We start from the raw sequence: 15,393 nt of genomic DNA on the forward strand, positions 1-15,393 counted from the left end.
CGACATGCCGTCGACCACCTCGCGCCCGTCGGCCAGCCGCAGCCGCACCCCGCGCGCGCTCTCCACCACGAGCGGCTCCTGCCGCCCCGGCATCGTGGCAACAGTTCGCGCAAGATCGACGCTGGTACGGCGCCCGCAGACCGCCTAGCAGCGGCGCCGGCCTGTGGACAAGGGCTGTGGAAAACCTGTGGGTAACCGGGCCGGAAGTTATCCACAGGGGGTGCGGGGGCGGTTTTCCGGCCGGGAGCATCCCTGGCATGGAACCCACCTTCGCTGAGGGGAACGCGCCGGTCGAGCCGGTGCGTGTAGAGCCCGATGAACTGGTCCGGCTGGCCGCCGGGCTGGACGGACTGTCCGGCGCGCTCGCCCGGGAGGCACCCGCCGCGACGGGTCTGCGCAGCTCACCGCCGGGGTGGGCGGTCGGCGCCGCCCAGGCGGCGCTGGCGCACGAGGTGACCGCGCACCTGGCCGGCGTCGCCGACGACCTCGCCGAGTTCGGCGGACGGCTGCGGGTGGCCGGGCTCAGCTACGCCGACCGCGACTCGGCCCTGGCCCGCCGGATCACCGCGGCGGCCCGCCGATGACCGTCACGTACGCGCAGCTGCGCGACGCCGATCCGGGCCTGTGGAGCCACAGCGCGGCAGGCTGGCGCGGGCTGAGCCGCCGCGTCGACGAGCACGCCGACGATCTGGCGGCGCGGCTCGCCCGGCTGGACCGCGCGTGGAGCGGCGGCACCGCCGCCGAGGCGGCCCGGCGGTCGGGCGCGGAGGTGGCGGGGCGGCTCGCGGTCGCGCCGGGCGCGCTGCTGGAGGCCGATCAGCTCCTGTCCCGGCACGCCGCCCGGATCGAGGTGCTCCGGCAGCGCCTCGCCGACGCGCTCGCGACCATCCGCGGCACCGCCGTCCGGGTCTCGGCCAACGGCGACGTGAGCGTGGTCGCCCCGGCCGCCGGCTACGGTCTGGACGGCCGCTCCGGTGGTCGCGGCCTGGCACCCGGGCCGGGCATGATCAGCGGGCCCGGCACTGACCATGGCGGCCGCTCAGGCGGCAGCGGCGGGGCGGGTGGCGGTCACGCAGGCGGCGGTGGCGGCAGTGGCGCAGGTGCCCGCGGCGGCGCGGCCGGTGGCGGTGGCGCAGGCGGGATGCCGGGGCAGGCCGACGTGGCCCTGGCCGTGCGGTTGGCCGCGCAGATCGACGCGGTGCTGGCTGCGGCCGAGCGCAGTGACACCGAGACCGCGCGGGCGCTCACCGAACTGGCCGCGGCCGCCCGCACCGGCTGGGCGGGAGGTCCGGCGACCGTGCCCACCGGGGTCGGCCTGCTGCAGGTGGCGCAGTGGTGGGCCGGGCTCACCGACGCCGAGCGCCGCTGGCTGGTGGCGCACCGCCCCGAGCAGATCGGCGGGCTGGACGGCGTCCCGGTGACCGCCCGCGACCGGGCCAACCGGGACCTGCTCGACCGGGAGCTGGACCGGCTGCGGGCCGAGGTCGCCGCTGACGCGGGCAGCGCGGCGGCACGTGAGCGCCTCGACGCGCTCAGCGGGCTCTACCACCGGCTGGCCGGCGTCGACCCGCGGCCCTACCTGCTCCGCTTCGGCGCGGGCGGCGACGGGCGGGCAGTGGTGTCCTTCGGCGACCCGGACGTCAGCGACAACGTCGCCACGTACGTGCCGGGTGCGGGCACGTCGCTGGACTCGTTCGGCGGGGAGCTCGACCGGGCCGCGACGCTGCAGCAGCACGCCGCCGCGCACGCGCCCGACGCGAGCACGTCCACGATCATGTGGCTGGGCTACGACGCGCCGAACGGGCTGGACGCCGCGCGCGACGACGCGGCGGTCGCGGCGCGGGCCGAGCTGACCTCGTTCCAGGCCGGGCTGGGCGTCACGCACGAAGGCGAGCCGGCGCGGCTGACGCTGATCGGGCACTCGTACGGCAGTCTCGCCGTCGGGCTGGCCGAGCGCGACGGCGCGGTCGCCGCGGACGAGATCGTGGCCCTGGGCAGTCCTGGGATGGGCGTGGACCACGCGGCCGAGCTGCGCGATCCGCAGCACGTCTGGGCGTCGACCGCACCCAACGACATCATCCGGTACGCGCCGTCGCCGGGCGAGGCGGCGCTCGGCGCATTCGGCGGGCCGGGGCTGATCGCGCTGGGCGCGGTGAGCGATGCCGTGCTCGGCGGCAACGCCGACCTGTGGCACGGCGTGGACCCGGCGTCGGCGCAGTTCGGCGCGCGGGTGTTCCCGGCGGGCGTGGGCGCCGATCCGATCGACGCCCACGCGAGCTACTTCGACTCCGGCAGCCCGGCGCTGCGCGCCATGGCCGGGATCGTGACCGGACGGCCAGGCCCGGCCACGCCGCCCTGACGCACCCGACCCGACGACCAGGCCCGGTCACGACGAACCGACGCACCCGACCGGACGGCCGGGTTCGGTCACGCCGCCCTGGCGCATGGTGGCGGCACCTGGCCGGACCCGCCGGTCGGCTACTCCACCGTGACGGACTTGGCCAGGTTGCGCGGCTGGTCGACGTCGTGCCCGCTGGCGTCGGCGATCGCGGCGGCGAGCACCTGCAGCGGCACGGTGGTGACGAACGGCGCCAGCAGCGTCGGCGTCCGCGGCACCCGCACCAGCATGTCGGCGTACGGGACGACGGCGTCGTCGCCCTCCTCGGCGATGACGATGGTGTGGGCGCCGCGGGCGCGCACCTCCTGGATGTTGCTCACGATCTTGTCGTGCAGCACACCGCGGCCCGCGGGCGACGGCACGATGCAGACCACCGGGGTGCCCCGGTCGAACGCCCGCCCGTCCCCGGCCGGACCGGCGATGAGCGCGATCGGGCCGTGCTTGAGCTCGCCCGCGGCGAAGCCCTCGGCGTGCAGGTATGCCAGCTCCTTGAGCTTGAGCGCGCCCTCCAGCGCCACCGGGTAGCCGACGTGGCGGCCGATGAACAGCACCGTGGAGGCGTTGGTCTCGGCCAGCTGGCGGCCCAGCTCGCGGACCGGGTCCATGCTCGCCAGCACCTTCTCGATCTTGGCGGGCATCTCCTGGAGCTGCGCCAGCACCGCACCGACCTCGTCGGCGTACTTGACCCCGCGCACCTGGGCCAGGTGCAGGCCGACCAGGAAGCAGGCGGCGAGCTGGGTCAGGAACGCCTTGGTCGAGGCGACGGCGATCTCCGGACCGCCGTGGGTGTAGAGCACCGCGTCGGACTCGCGCGGGATGGTCGAGCCGTTGGTGTTGCAGATGGCCAGCACGCGGGCCTTCTGCTCCTTCGCGTGCCGCAGCGCCATCAGCGTGTCCATGGTCTCGCCGGACTGCGAGATGACCACGACCAGCGTCGACCGGTCGAGCACCGGGTCGCGGTAGCGGAACTCGCTGGCCAGCTCGACCTCGCACGGGATGCGCGTCCAGTGCTCGATGGCGTACTTGGCGACCAGGCCGGCATGGTACGACGTGCCGCAGGAGACGATGAAGACCTTGTCCACGTCGCGCAGGTCCTGGTCGGTCAGCCGGACCTCGTCCAGCATGATCTCGCCGTGCTCGCCGATGCGCCCGCGCAGGGTGTCGGCGACGGCCTGCGGCTGCTCGGCGATCTCCTTGAGCATGAACCAGGCGTGGCCGTCCTTCTCGGCGGCGCGGGCGTCCCAGTCGACGTGGTAGTCGCGGCCCTGCGCCGGGTTGCCGGCGAAGTCGGTGATCTCGATGCTGTCGGCGGTGATCAGGACGACCTGGTCCTGGCCCAGCTCGACCGCCTCGCGGGTGTGCTCGATGAACGCGCTGACGTCGCTGGCGAGGAAGTTCTCGCCGTTGCCGCGGCCCACCACCAGGGGCGAGTTGCGGCGCGCGCCGACCACCGCGCCCGGCGCCTGGGCGTCGACCGCGAGCAGGGTGAACGCGCCCTCCAGCCGGTTGCAGACCGCGCGCATCGCGTCGGCGAGCGCCTGCGCGCTGCCCGCGACGCCGGCCAGCTCCGCGGCCAGCAGGTGCGCCACGCACTCGGTGTCGGTGTCGCTGGCGAACTCCACGCCGGTTGCCTGCAACTCGGCCCGCAGCTTCGCGAAGTTCTCGATAATGCCGTTGTGGATCACCGCGATGCGGCCGTCGGCCGACAGGTGCGGGTGCGCGTTGCGGTCGGTCGGGCCGCCGTGGGTCGCCCAGCGGGTGTGCCCGATGCCCGTGGTGCCCGCACGCAGGTCGGCCTCGGCCGCCTCGGCCAGCAGCTTCTCCAGATTCGACAGCTTGCCGGCCTTCTTCGCCAGCAGCAGCCGGTCGCTCGCGAGCACGGCGACACCGGCGGAGTCGTAACCCCGGTACTCCAGGCGCCGCAGCCCTTCCAACACCACACCAAGGGCCGACTGGCCGCCCACGTATCCCACGATCCCGCACATGCCCGTTACCTTAGCGGAGTTTCGCTCATATTGCATGCTCGGAACCGGGGCATTCACGCACGCGATCTGATTGCAATGCGGACGGACCTCGGCGCCCGCTCGCGCGCGCCCGAATAGTGACGGGTTGGCGGCAGCGGAGGTGATCGGCGAGCCCGCCTGGCCTACCATCCGCGCATGAGTTACCCCCCTCCGTACGACCCGAACCAGCCGCCGTCGCCCCCGCCGTACGGCGCGCCCGCATACCAGGTCAACCCGATCCAGCCGGCCAAGAAGAGCAACGCGGGCATGATCGTCGGGATCATCCTGGGCGTCGTGCTGCTGCTCTGCGTGGGCTGCGGCGCCGTCGGATACTTCGTCCTCGACTGGACCGGCGACAAGGTCCAGGAGATCGAGGACTCGCTGCCCAGCATGGGCGTGGTCACCGGTGAGGGCGGCGGCTCGCACACGGTCCGCTACACCATCGAGGGCACCGGCACGACGGTCGTCACCTGGGGCCTGGGCACCGGTGGCACCGAGAGCGAGACGGCCACCCTGCCCTGGAGCAAGGAGATCACGGTCAGCTCGGACTCGTTCGCCGTCTCGGTGATCGCGCTCGGCGGCGGTGCGGACACGAAGCTGGACGGCTGCAGCATCTCGATCGACGGCAAGGAGCAGAAGCGGGCCAGCGCCACCGGCGCCACCGCCATCTGCACCTCGGTCTTCGTCGGCGGCTGACCACCCACGCGACCCGCCCACCCGGCGGCCACGACCTGCCGAAACAGCCACGGCCTCCCCGACATGTGCCGGGGAGGCCGTGCTCGTGTTCGTGGAGATCGCTGCTTCGGGTCAGGGAGTGAGGCCAGACCACAGTTTCTGACACGAAACAGCGATCTTCGCCGACCGGCGACGGGGCGACCGCGCGGGCCGCGTCGTCAGGCGGCGGGGCTGGCGGCGCGGACGTCGGCGGCGATGCCTTCGGCGATCTTCTGGGCGACGTCCTCGGTGGACGCCTCCACCATGACCCGGACCAGCGGCTCGGTGCCCGACGGGCGCAGCAGCACCCGGCCGCTGCCGGCCAGCTGCGCCTCGGCGGCGGCGACCGCGGCGAGGATCTCCGGTGCGCGGGCCACACCCTTGTCCGCGACCCGGACGTTGATCAGCACCTGCGGCAGGCGGCGCACCACGGCGGCCAGCTCGGCCAGCGGCTTGCCGGTCTCGGTGACCCGGGCCAGCAGACGCAGGCCGGTCAGGACACCGTCGCCGGTGGTGGCGTGCTCGGTGAAGACCACGTGGCCGCTCTGCTCGCCGCCCAGGCTGAACCCGCCGGCCCGCAGCTCCTCCAGCACGTACCGGTCGCCGACCTTGGTCTCGACCAGCTTGATGCCGGCCTCGCGCATCGCGATGCGCAGCCCGAGGTTACTCATCACGGTCGCGACCAGGGTGTCCTCGGCGAGCGTACCGGCGTCGCGCATCGCCAGCGCCAGGATCGCCATGATCTGGTCGCCGTCCACCTCGGCACCCGAGGCGTCCACCGCGAGACACCGGTCGGCGTCGCCGTCGACGGCGATGCCCAGGTGGGCGCCGTGCTCGACCACGGCGGCCTTGAGCGGGCCGAGGTGCGTGGCGCCGCACTCGTCGTTGATGTTCAGCCCGTCCGGCTCGGCGTTGATCGCGACGACCTCGGCTCCGGCCTCCCGGAACGCCTCAGGCGCCACGTCGCTGGCCGCGCCGTGGGCGCAGTCCAGCACGACCTTGATCCCGGACAGCGGGCGGCCGGTCGCCTCGACCAGGTGCGAGGTGTAGTGCTCGGCGCCGTCGAGCAGGTCGTGCACCCGGCCGACCTGGGCTCCGGTGGGCCGCGTCCAGGTCGCGCCGAGCGCGGCCTCGATCGCGTCCTCCTGCTCGTCGGTCAGCTTGTGCCCGCCGGCGGCGAAGAACTTGATGCCGTTGTCGGGCATCGGGTTGTGGCTGGCGGAGATCATCACGCCGAAGTCGGCGCGCACCTCGGCGGTCAGGAAGGCGACCCCGGGGGTCGGCAGCACGCCCACCCGGACCACGTTGGCACCGGCGCTGGCCAGGCCCGCGACCACGGCCGCCTCGAGCATCTCGCCGCTGGCCCGGGGGTCACGGCCGACCACCACCAGCGGCGGGGAGACCCGGTCCGCCTGGTCGGGGAGGGTGTGCGCCGCCGCGACGGCGAGGGAGAGCGCGAGCTCGGGGCTGAGGTCCGCGTTGGCCAGGCCGCGTACGCCGTCGGTGCCGAAGAGGCGTGCCATCCGGTGGCCCTTTCTGTGGGGTGCGAAAGGAGGGGGTACGACACGACCCGGCTCGCGGGTACGCGCAGCCGTGGCCGGAAGAAGGGGAAAAGTCGAACGGCCGGGCACGCCATCCCGCCTGGAAGCAGGAGCGTGCCCGGCCGTTCAGCAGCTGAAAGCGATCAACGCTTCGAGTACTGCGGAGCCTTGCGGGCCTTCTTGAGACCGTACTTCTTGCTCTCCGTGACGCGGGCGTCGCGGGTGAGGAAGCCGGCCTTCTTCAGCGCCGGGCGGTCGTCGAGGTCGAGCTCGCACAGGGCGCGGGCGATCGCCAGGCGCAGCGCGCCGGCCTGACCGCTGATGCCGCCGCCGCGCAGGTTGGCGACGACGTCGAGCGTCTCGCCCTTCTCCGCGAGCACGAGCGGCTCCCGCACCGACTGCTGCGCGACCTTGCTGGGGAGGTACTTCTCCAGCTCACGGCCGTTGCAGGTGATCTTGCCGGTGCCCGGGATCAGGCGCACCCGGACGACGGCCTGCTTGCGGCGGCCGACGGTCTGGATCGGGCGGTCGCCCTTGAACTTCGGGGTGGCCGGCTTGGCAGCGACGGCGACCGAGGCCTCAGCCTCGACCACGGCCTGGGTCGGCACGGAAGTGTCGGTCATGGTGATTCCTTCGTCCGCGCTCACTGCGCGATCTGCTTGATCTCGAACGGCACCGGCTGCTGCGCCGCGTGCGGGTGCTCCGCACCGGCGTAGACCTTGAGCTTCGACAGGATCTGCCGGCCCAGCTTGTTGTGGGGGATCATGCCCTTGACGGCCAGCTCGATCGCCTTCTCGGGCCGCTTGGTGAGCAGCTCCTCGTAGCCGACCTGCTTGAGGCCACCGGGGTAACCGGAGTGCCGGTACGCGATCTTGGTCGCGCGCTTGTTGCCGGTGAGGGCAACCTTGCCGGCGTTGATGATGATCACAAAGTCGCCGGTGTCGACGTGCGGCGCGAAAGTCGGCTTGTGCTTACCGCGCAGGAGGTTGGCGGTGTGGGTGGCGAGCCGGCCCAGCACGACGTCAGAAGCGTCGATCACGTGCCACTGACGCTCGATCTCACCCGGCTTCGGGCTGTACGTACGCACAGGTCTACCTTGTCTCGTCGTAGGTCTGTGTGATCGCGGGCAATCCCACGACCAACGGATTCTGCGATGCCGGCCGGCCGCAAACACGGACCGGCGCGCGAACGACAAGCCTACCTGAGCATCAGGACTACCGGCTCGGCGCCACCTCTCGCACAACAGCCGCTAACGATACCCGCTGCCCCGCAGTGAGGTCAAAACGGCCTGCTGACCCTGTGGTATGCCGTCCCGTGTCCGATTCCGCAGGCCAAGCTCACAGCGGCGGACGGCGCACGGTGCGGTGGGATTCACACCCCGGGTACAGGTCGCGGAACATCATGGCAATCACACGTTCGTAACTTCGTCGCCATGACCGTCACCGCGCCTGTGCCGACGAGCTCGAAGCCCGCCGCCATCAGCCACTGGGATCCCGAGAACCCGGAGTTCTGGGCGTCCACCGGCCGCCGCGTCGCCCGGCGGAACCTGATCTTCTCCATCTTCGCGGAGCACCTCGGGTTCTCGGTGTGGACGCTCTGGAGCGTCGTGGTGGTGGCCATGCCCGCCACCACCTTCCCGTACACCGTCGACCAGAAGTTCTGGCTGGTCGCGCTGCCGAACCTGATCGGTGCGCTGATGCGCATCCCGTACACCTTCGCGGTGACCCGGTTCGGCGGCCGGACCTGGACCATGATCAGCGCACTGCTGCTGCTGATCCCGATCGCGGGCATGGTGTTCGCGGTCACCGCCAAGCCCGCCTACTGGGTGGTGCTGCTGCTCGCCGCCACGGCCGGCCTCGGCGGCGGCAACTTCGCCTCCTCCATGACCAACATCTCCTTCTTCTACCCGGAGAAGGAGAAGGGCACGGCGCTCGGCCTGAACGCGGCCGGCGGCAACCTGGGCATCAGCGTGATGCAGCTGGTGGTGCCGATCGCGCTGTCGTTCGGCCTGGTCTACGGCGGCCTGATGTGGCTGCCGCTGGTGCTGGCCGCCGCGCTCTGCGCCCGCCTGTACATGAACAACCTGGAGATGGCGAAGTCGCCGCTCAAGGCCCAGTTCGCCACGGTCAAGCGGGCGCACACCTGGATCATGTCCTTCCTCTACATCGGCACCTTCGGCTCGTTCCTGGGCTACTCGGCCGCCTTCCCGCTGGTGCTCAAGCTGCAGTTCCCGCAGGCGCCGGTCGCCCACCTGGGCGCGGCGACCATCACCCTGGCCTTCACCGGCCCGCTGGTCGGCTCGCTGGCCCGCCCGTTCGGCGGCTGGCTGTCGGACCGGATCGGCGGCGCCCGGGTCACCGCGGCCTGCTTCGTGGTCATGGGCCTCGGCTCGTACGGCGTGATCACCGCGGTCCAGGCCAAGAGCATGGCCGGCTTCCTCACCGCGTTCCTGCTGCTGTTCACCGCGGCCGGGGCCGGCAACGGGTCGACGTACCGCATGATCCCGGCGATCTTCGCGGCCACCTCGCCCGACCTGGCCACCGCGAAGCGGGAGTCGGCGGCGACCCTGGGCATCGCCGGCGCCATCGGCGCGATCGGCGGCTTCTACCTGCCGCGCGCCATCAGCGACTCGATCAACGCCACCGGCGGCATCGGCACCGCGTTCGGCTGGTTCACCGCGATGTACGGCGTCTGCCTCGCCGTCACCTGGTGGTGCTACCTGCGCCGGCGCGTGCTGGTCGCGCAGGCCCCCAGCCTCGCCCACGCGGGCGTCTGACCCCGACCTTCCTCCCGCCCCGACCCCGGCCCGCCTGCCGGGGTCGGGGCCATTCGTATTCCCAGGTCACGGGTTGGTGGTGTCGCATATGCCACATCCATGTGGCTTGCCAAATGGTTGAACTTTCACCAAAGTTGAGGACAGGCGGCCGACACCGCCCGACCGAACTTCCAAGGAGACGCCATGTCCATCGTTCTCGACCAGTCCGCGCAGGACCTGCTGTTCCGCGACGCGCGCACCGCCAACACCTTCAGTGACGAGCCGGTGACCGACGAGCAGGTGCAGGCCATCTACGAGCTGGTCAAGTACGCGCCCACCTCGCTGAACATGCAGCCGCTGCGGGTGGTGCTGGTCCGCTCGCCGGAGGCCCGCGAGCGCCTGGTGGCGCTGATGGCTGAGGGCAACCAGGCCAAGACCGCGGCCGCCCCGCTGGTCGCCGTGCTGGCCGCCGACACCAACTTCCACGACAAGTTCGACCGGACCTTCCCGCACGCCCCGGGCGTGCGCGACTGGTTCACCGGTGACGACGCCGCCCGCGCGGAGACCGCCCGGTTCAACGGCGCGCTGCAGGTCGGCTACTTCATCCTGGGCGTCCGCGCCGCCGGGCTGGCCGCCGGCCCGATGACCGGCTTCGACGCGGCCGGCGTGGAGAAGGAGTTCTTCACCGACGGCGAGCACCGGGTGCTGGCCGTGGTCAACATCGGCAAGCCGGGCGAGAACGCCTGGTTCGACCGCAACCCCCGACTGGCGTACGACGAAGTCGTGACGACGGCCTGATCGAGACGATGAGGGGTGGGAGCTGCTGCCCCCACCCCTCTAGGGTGTGATTCATGGCGACCACCGCAGTGCAGACGACAGAGGTCCCCTGGCTGACCGACAAGGAGCAGGCGGCCTGGCGCAGCTACATCTTCACGGCCAAGCTGGTGCTGGCCGAGATGGAGCGCGGCATGGCCCAGCACGGCCTGTCGGGCACCGACTACGGCGTGCTGGTGTGCCTGTCCGAGGCTCCGCAGCGGCGGATGCGCATGTCGGAGCTGTCGCAGACGATGCTGCTGGAGAAGAGCCGCCTGTCCCACCAGATCACCCGGATGGAGCGCGAGGGCCTGGTCCGCCGCCAGAGCTGCCCCGACGACCGGCGGGGGCAGTTCGCCGTGCTGACCGACCAGGGGTGGGAGACGATCCGGCGGGTCGCGCCGCATCACGTCGAGCTGGTGCGCTCGGTCTTCATCGACCGGCTGACCCCCGAGCAGCTCGATCAGCTGACGGAGATGTTCACTCCCCTGCAGACCTCGATCCGGGCGCAGTGCCCCAAGGACGAGACGGAGTGCTGAGCTGATTAATGCGTCGCCCGCTACGCGGCCTTAACCGGCAGTCATCCTCCGCTTCGCTCCGGATGACACCGAGCGGCCGCTCCGACGGGCTCCTTGCCGAGTCATGCGTCGCCGCTACGCGGGCTCCTTGCCGAGCCGGGGCGTCAGAGGTCCTGGATGATGCGCAGGGCCCGGCCCACGCGGCGCATGGTGTCGGTGTCGCAGACCTCGACCATGTCGGTGAACCACTTCTTCATGGGCGAGGACACCCGGTCCGGCATGATGATCAGTTCGCCCATCGGCACCGCCAGCGGCGAGTCGCGGAGCTCGTCCTCCTCGACGACCTCCGCGACGATGACGATCGGCACGTCCGTGCTGTTGTACACATCCGAGCTGATGACCAGGCCGAGCCGCTCCCGGGCACCGTCGATCCGCCAGATCTCGCCTCTACGCAGCACGCCGCCCCCGTCCTGACAGTTCCAGGCGTACCAATTCGACCTCTTGCTCGTCGTCGAGCGCGTTCTTCTCCAAGCGGTCGACGCCCGCCCGGCGCACCACGTCCGCGTGGGCGCTGAACAGCTCCCGTAGGGCCTTCTCGCGGGCCGCCTGGTCCATCCAGGCCGACAGCGACAGCCCGTCGCGCTCGGCGTAACGGCGCGCTTCCTCAATCGTCTCGTCCGCGAAGGACAGCGTTACTTTGGCAGTCATGCCGATTAGATTACGCCCGGTGTGACCACGAGTCATCCTGTTCTTCGTGCCAGATGCATGAGTGAAAATCACCCAATCTGAGCAGTTTTACGCACTGTGACGTCATCGTAACCGTTAGCGCCCGGATGGGATAATCGACCATTCGGACGATCATCGTCATCACTGGACGGCCGACCGGCCCGAACGGCCCCCGCCGCCGTGCGATCGATCACCCCAGCGTCACCAACAGCGGTTTCGCGCGCGACGTGCGCTGGTCTTAGCAGGTTGGAAACACAAGGGACGCTGAGGCGAAACTCCCGGCCCGCAGGATTTCGCACATGACTCCCTCGGCCCCATCCGCCACTCCCGCCACCGGGCTCCCCGTGGTGGCGAGCGGGCGCGAGGTCGAGACGCACTGCCCCTACTGCGCGCTGCAGTGCGGGATGACGCTGCGGGAGCGGCCGGACGGCCGGGTCGAGGTCGGCGCGCGCGACTTCCCCACCAACCGCGGCGGGCTGTGCCAGAAGGGCTGGACCTCGGCCGAGCTGCTGGACCACCCCGAGCGGCTGACCACCCCGCTGATCAAGGGCAAGCCGGCGACCTGGGACGAGGCGTACGACTTCATCGTCGCGGGCATCGAGCGGGTGCAGGCCGAGCACGGCCGCGACGCCGTCTCGGTGTTCGGCGGCGGCGGCCTGACCAACGAGAAGGCCTACGCCCTCGGCAAGTTCGCCCGGGTCGTGCTGCGCACCGCCAACATCGACTACAACGGCCGCTTCTGCATGAGCTCGGCCGCGGCGGCGGGCAACCGCGCCTTCGGCATCGACCGCGGCCTGCCGTTCCCGATGGCCGACATCTCCGGCGCCGACACCCTGCTGCTGATCGGCGCGAACGTGGCGGAGACCATGCCGCCGTTCGCGCGTTACCTGACCGAGCAGCGCGCCGGCGGCGGCACCCAGATCGTGGTCGACCCGCGCGCCACGCCGACCGCCCGCGCGGCCACCCTGCACCTGCAGCCGACCCCCGGCACCGACCTGGCGCTGGCCCTGGGCCTGCTGCACATCGTGGTCGCCGAGGGCCTGACCGACTCGGCATACCTGGCCGCGCGCACCACCGGCTGGGACGAGGTCCGCCGCACCGTGGCCGGCTACTGGCCCGCCCGGGTGGAGCGGATCACCGGGGTGCCCGTCGCCGACCTGGAGGCCACCGCCCGCGCGCTGGCCAACGCCGACCGGGCGATCATCCTCACCGCGCGCGGCGCCGAGCAGCACAGCAAGGGCGTCGACACGGTCACCGCCTTCATCAACCTCGCGCTCGCGCTCGGGCTGCCCGGCCGGCCCGGCTCCGGTTACGGCTGCCTCACCGGCCAGGGCAACGGCCAGGGCGGCCGTGAGCACGGCCAGAAGGCCGACCAGCTGCCCGGATACCGCAGGATCGACGACCCGGCGGCGCGCGCGCACGTGGCCGCGGTGTGGGGCGTCGACCCGGACAGCCTGCCCGGCCCCGGCCTGTCCGCCTACGAGCTGCTCGACGCGCTGGGCCAGCCCGGCGGCCCGAAGGCGATGCTGCTCTTCGGCTCCAACCCGGTGGTCTCCGCGCCGCGCGCGGGCCGGATCACCGAACGGCTGAAGTCGCTGGACCTGCTGGTCGTCTGCGACTTCGTGCTCAGCGAGACGGCCGCGCTGGCCGACGTGGTGCTCCCGGTGGCCCAGTGGGCCGAGGAGGACGGCACCATGACCAATCTGGAGGGCCGGGTGCTGCGGCGCCGGGCCCTGCGCAAGCCACCGCCAGGGGTAGGGACGGATCTGGCGGTGATGGCCGAGCTGGCCTCCCGGCTCGGCCGAACCGGCGACGGTCGCTCCGGCGCCGGTGGCGTACGGTCTGCGCGGTTCGCCGCGGAGCCGTACGCCGTCTTCGAGGAGCTGCGGCGTGCCACCGCTGGTGGGGTGGCCGATTACGCCGGCGTCACGTGGGAGCGGGTGGACGCCGAGAAGGGTGTCTTCTGGCCCTGCCCCGCAGCGGACCGGGCAGGCACGCCGCGGCTCTTCGAAGAAGGCTTCCCGACCCCGGACGGTCGCGCCCGCATGATCGCGGTGGAGCACCGGCCGGTGGCCGAGGAGATCGACGCCGAGTACCCGCTCTACCTCACCACGGGGCGGGTGCTGGCGCAGTACCAGTCCGGCGCGCAGACCCGCCGCATCGCGGCGCTGCCCGGCGGGCCCTTCGTCGAGCTGCACCCGGACCTGGCCGAGCGGCTGGAACTGGCCGAGGGCGACCAGGTGCGGGTGATCAGCCGACGCGGCGAGATGACCGCACCCGCCCGGATCGTCACCACGATCCGCCCCGACACCCTCTTCGCACCCTTCCACTACTCCGGCGCGGGCCGGGTCAACACGCTCACCGGCGACGCGTTGGACCCGATCTCACGGATGCCGGAGTTCAAGGTCTGTGCCGTACGAATCGAGCCGGTGACGCCATGAACCCAGGTAACACCCAGCGGCGCGGCGGCGTGCCGCCAGTCGAGCGACCCCACGTCTCCCCCAACCACGTCGTGATCGTCGGGTACGGCATGGCCGGCGCCCGGCTCGCGACCGAGCTGTCCGCCACGCCCGGCGTCGAGGTCACCGTGCTCGGCGCCGAGCCGCACCGGGCCTACAACCGCATCCTGCTGTCCAGCGTCCTGGCCGGAAAGCACGCCGAGGGCGACATCACGCTCACCGAGGCCGCCGGGCACGGGGTGAAGACCCGCACCGGGGTCGCCGTCACCGCGATCGACCGCGCCGCCCGCACCGTCACCCTCGACGACGGCGAGGTGCTCGGCTACGACCACCTGGTGCTGGCCACCGGGTCGCAGGCGATCGTGCCGCCGATCCCGGGCCTGGACGCACCGCACCCGCGCGTCGCCGCCTTCCGCACCCTGGAGGACTGCCGGCGCATCATCGACGCGGCCGAGGGCGCCCGCTCGGCGCTCGTGCTCGGCGGCGGCCTGCTCGGCCTGGAGGCCGCCCGCGGCCTGGCCGGGCGCGGCCTGGCCGTCGAGGTGGTGCACGGCGTCGGCCACCTGATGGAGCGACAGCTCGACCCGGGCGCCAGCGCGGTGCTGGTGCGCACGCTCGCCGAGCACGGCGTGGCGGTGCACCTGGCCTCGTCCGCGACCGGGGTGAGCGCCGACGCCGACGGCGTGACGCTGCGGCTGGACGGCCGCAACCTGCGCGCCGACCTGCTGGTGCTGTCCTGCGGCGTGCGGGCCGACACGGCCCTGGCCCGCGCCGCCGGGCTGCGGGTGGAGCGCGGCATCGTCATCGACGAGCGGCTGCGCACCTCCGACCCGCGCATCTCGGCGATCGGCGACTGCGCGCAGTTCGGCGAGGTCGTCGGCGGCCTGGTCGCGCCCGCCTGGGAGCAGGCGAAGGTGCTGGCCGCCCGCCTGTCCGGAGCCGACCCCGACGCGGTGTACGTGCCGAGCGCGCCGGTGACCCGGCTCAAGGCCTCCGGCATCGACCTGGCCGCCATGGGCACCCTGCAGCCCGATCCGGCCTGCGAGGACGTCAGCTTCGCCGACCCGGCCCGCGGCACGTACGCCCGGCTGCTGATCCGCGACGACCGGCTGGCCGGCGCGGTGATGCTCGGCGACAACCCGAGCGTCGGCCAGGTCATCCAGCTGTTCGACCGGCGCGGCCTGGTGCCACGCGACCGGCGCGCGCTGCTGCTCGGCCGGGCCCTGGGCGGCGGGGAGGCGCCGGTCGCCACGACCACGCCCGCGCTCATGCCCGACAACGCCACCGTGTGCCAGTGCAACACGGTCACCAAGGGCGCGCTGGTGCGCTGCTGGCGCTCCGGCGCCCGCACGATCGACGACGTCGTCGCCCAGACCCGAGCCACCACCGGCTGCGGCAGCTGCAAGGACGCGGTTGACGGCATCGTCGGGTGGCTGTCCACCTCAGACAGTGTGGGGGTGTCCTGA

14 protein-coding genes are annotated in these 15,393 nt (G+C 72.3%); 8 read left to right on the forward strand and 6 right to left on the reverse strand.

Annotated elements, in window-relative coordinates; genetic code table 11:
* Positions 1 to 257: 257 nt before the first annotated feature.
* Both AB0J67_RS19755 and AB0J67_RS19760 read left to right on the forward strand, forming a co-directional pair.
* On the forward strand, positions 258 to 584 hold the full coding sequence (locus AB0J67_RS19755; protein ID WP_363484487.1) for a type VII secretion target: 327 nt from the start codon (positions 258 to 260) through the stop codon (positions 582 to 584).
* The gene (locus tag AB0J67_RS19760; RefSeq protein ID WP_363484490.1) at positions 581 to 2,359 is read left to right on the forward strand and encodes an alpha/beta hydrolase; all 1,779 of its coding nucleotides are present in this window, start codon (positions 581 to 583) and stop codon (positions 2,357 to 2,359) included. Before AB0J67_RS19755 ends, AB0J67_RS19760 begins: the two co-directional genes overlap by 4 nt.
* A 119-nt stretch (positions 2,360 to 2,478) precedes the next feature.
* Here the strand turns inward: AB0J67_RS19760 and glmS are convergent, their stop codons facing one another.
* Positions 2,479 to 4,383, reverse strand: a complete 1,905-nt coding sequence (gene glmS, locus AB0J67_RS19765) for a glutamine--fructose-6-phosphate transaminase (isomerizing) (protein ID WP_363484493.1) — start codon at positions 4,381 to 4,383, stop codon at positions 2,479 to 2,481.
* A 174-nt stretch (positions 4,384 to 4,557) separates the two neighbouring features.
* On the opposite strand from glmS, the gene AB0J67_RS19770 reads away from it, so the two are divergent.
* Positions 4,558 to 5,097 carry a hypothetical protein gene (locus tag AB0J67_RS19770; RefSeq protein ID WP_363484496.1) on the forward strand — a complete coding sequence of 180 codons (540 nt, stop codon included), beginning with the start codon at positions 4,558 to 4,560 and terminating at the stop codon, positions 5,095 to 5,097.
* Positions 5,098 to 5,294: 197 nt separating this feature from the next.
* Here the strand turns inward: AB0J67_RS19770 and glmM are convergent, their stop codons facing one another.
* The 3 genes from glmM to rplM form a co-directional block, all read right to left on the reverse strand.
* On the reverse strand, positions 5,295 to 6,638 hold the full coding sequence (gene glmM / locus AB0J67_RS19775) for a phosphoglucosamine mutase (RefSeq protein ID WP_363484499.1): 1,344 nt from the start codon (positions 6,636 to 6,638) through the stop codon (positions 5,295 to 5,297).
* Between the two features lie 161 nt (positions 6,639 to 6,799).
* Positions 6,800 to 7,279, reverse strand: a complete 480-nt coding sequence (gene rpsI, locus AB0J67_RS19780) for a 30S ribosomal protein S9 (protein WP_212839733.1) — start codon at positions 7,277 to 7,279, stop codon at positions 6,800 to 6,802.
* A 20-nt stretch (positions 7,280 to 7,299) separates the two neighbouring features.
* Positions 7,300 to 7,743, reverse strand: coding sequence for a 50S ribosomal protein L13 (rplM, locus tag AB0J67_RS19785; RefSeq protein ID WP_281303234.1), 444 nt, complete (start codon positions 7,741 to 7,743; stop codon positions 7,300 to 7,302).
* A 345-nt stretch (positions 7,744 to 8,088) separates the two neighbouring features.
* Here rplM and AB0J67_RS19790 point away from each other — a divergent pair, with 345 nt between their 5' ends.
* The 3 genes from AB0J67_RS19790 to AB0J67_RS19800 all read left to right on the forward strand — a co-directional run bounded on the left by AB0J67_RS19790 (position 8,089) and on the right by AB0J67_RS19800 (position 10,763).
* Positions 8,089 to 9,432 carry a nitrate/nitrite transporter gene (locus tag AB0J67_RS19790; protein ID WP_363484503.1) on the forward strand — a complete coding sequence of 448 codons (1,344 nt, stop codon included), beginning with the start codon at positions 8,089 to 8,091 and terminating at the stop codon, positions 9,430 to 9,432.
* A 183-nt stretch (positions 9,433 to 9,615) separates the two neighbouring features.
* The gene (locus tag AB0J67_RS19795; RefSeq protein WP_363484506.1) at positions 9,616 to 10,209 is read left to right on the forward strand and encodes a malonic semialdehyde reductase; all 594 of its coding nucleotides are present in this window, start codon (positions 9,616 to 9,618) and stop codon (positions 10,207 to 10,209) included.
* 53 nt (positions 10,210 to 10,262) lie between these two features.
* Positions 10,263 to 10,763, forward strand: coding sequence for a MarR family transcriptional regulator (locus tag AB0J67_RS19800; RefSeq protein ID WP_363484509.1), 501 nt, complete (start codon positions 10,263 to 10,265; stop codon positions 10,761 to 10,763).
* A 143-nt stretch (positions 10,764 to 10,906) separates the two neighbouring features.
* Here the strand turns inward: AB0J67_RS19800 and AB0J67_RS19805 are convergent, their stop codons facing one another.
* Together AB0J67_RS19805 and AB0J67_RS19810 are read right to left on the reverse strand one after the other, a co-directional pair.
* Positions 10,907 to 11,200, reverse strand: coding sequence for a type II toxin-antitoxin system PemK/MazF family toxin (locus AB0J67_RS19805; RefSeq protein ID WP_363484512.1), 294 nt, complete (start codon positions 11,198 to 11,200; stop codon positions 10,907 to 10,909).
* Entirely contained in the window at positions 11,190 to 11,450 is a 261-nt protein-coding gene (locus tag AB0J67_RS19810) for a DUF6364 family protein (RefSeq protein ID WP_363484515.1), read from the reverse strand. The genes AB0J67_RS19805 and AB0J67_RS19810 overlap by 11 nt, the downstream gene beginning before the upstream one ends.
* Positions 11,451 to 11,767: 317 nt before the next feature.
* Here AB0J67_RS19810 and AB0J67_RS19815 point away from each other — a divergent pair, with 317 nt between their 5' ends.
* Both AB0J67_RS19815 and AB0J67_RS19820 read left to right on the forward strand, forming a co-directional pair.
* Positions 11,768 to 13,909: a molybdopterin oxidoreductase family protein gene (locus AB0J67_RS19815; protein WP_363484518.1), complete on the forward strand. Its 2,142-nt coding sequence runs from the start codon at positions 11,768 to 11,770 to the stop codon at positions 13,907 to 13,909.
* Positions 13,906 to 15,393: an FAD-dependent oxidoreductase gene (locus AB0J67_RS19820; RefSeq protein ID WP_363484521.1), complete on the forward strand. Its 1,488-nt coding sequence runs from the start codon at positions 13,906 to 13,908 to the stop codon at positions 15,391 to 15,393. Before AB0J67_RS19815 ends, AB0J67_RS19820 begins: the two co-directional genes overlap by 4 nt.

Origin of the sequence: Catellatospora sp. NPDC049609 (assembly GCF_040675365.1) — a bacterium.
In the GTDB taxonomy this organism is placed as follows: domain Bacteria; phylum Actinomycetota; class Actinomycetes; order Mycobacteriales; family Micromonosporaceae; genus Catellatospora.

Coding starts and splice junctions, on each gene's coding strand:
- AB0J67_RS19810 (WP_363484515.1), bottom strand. CDS start 11,450: ATGACTGCCAAAGTAACGCTGTCCTTCGCGGACGAGACGATTGAGGAA.
- AB0J67_RS19820 (WP_363484521.1), top strand. CDS start 13,906: ATGAACCCAGGTAACACCCAGCGGCGCGGCGGCGTGCCGCCAGTCGAG.
- rpsI (WP_212839733.1), bottom strand. CDS start 7,279: ATGACCGACACTTCCGTGCCGACCCAGGCCGTGGTCGAGGCTGAGGCC.
- AB0J67_RS19755 (WP_363484487.1), top strand. CDS start 258: ATGGAACCCACCTTCGCTGAGGGGAACGCGCCGGTCGAGCCGGTGCGT.
- AB0J67_RS19790 (WP_363484503.1), top strand. CDS start 8,089: ATGACCGTCACCGCGCCTGTGCCGACGAGCTCGAAGCCCGCCGCCATC.
- AB0J67_RS19770 (WP_363484496.1), top strand. CDS start 4,558: ATGAGTTACCCCCCTCCGTACGACCCGAACCAGCCGCCGTCGCCCCCG.
- AB0J67_RS19815 (WP_363484518.1), top strand. CDS start 11,768: ATGACTCCCTCGGCCCCATCCGCCACTCCCGCCACCGGGCTCCCCGTG.
- AB0J67_RS19795 (WP_363484506.1), top strand. CDS start 9,616: ATGTCCATCGTTCTCGACCAGTCCGCGCAGGACCTGCTGTTCCGCGAC.
- AB0J67_RS19760 (WP_363484490.1), top strand. CDS start 581: ATGACCGTCACGTACGCGCAGCTGCGCGACGCCGATCCGGGCCTGTGG.
- glmS (WP_363484493.1), bottom strand. CDS start 4,383: ATGTGCGGGATCGTGGGATACGTGGGCGGCCAGTCGGCCCTTGGTGTG.
- glmM (WP_363484499.1), bottom strand. CDS start 6,638: ATGGCACGCCTCTTCGGCACCGACGGCGTACGCGGCCTGGCCAACGCG.
- AB0J67_RS19800 (WP_363484509.1), top strand. CDS start 10,263: ATGGCGACCACCGCAGTGCAGACGACAGAGGTCCCCTGGCTGACCGAC.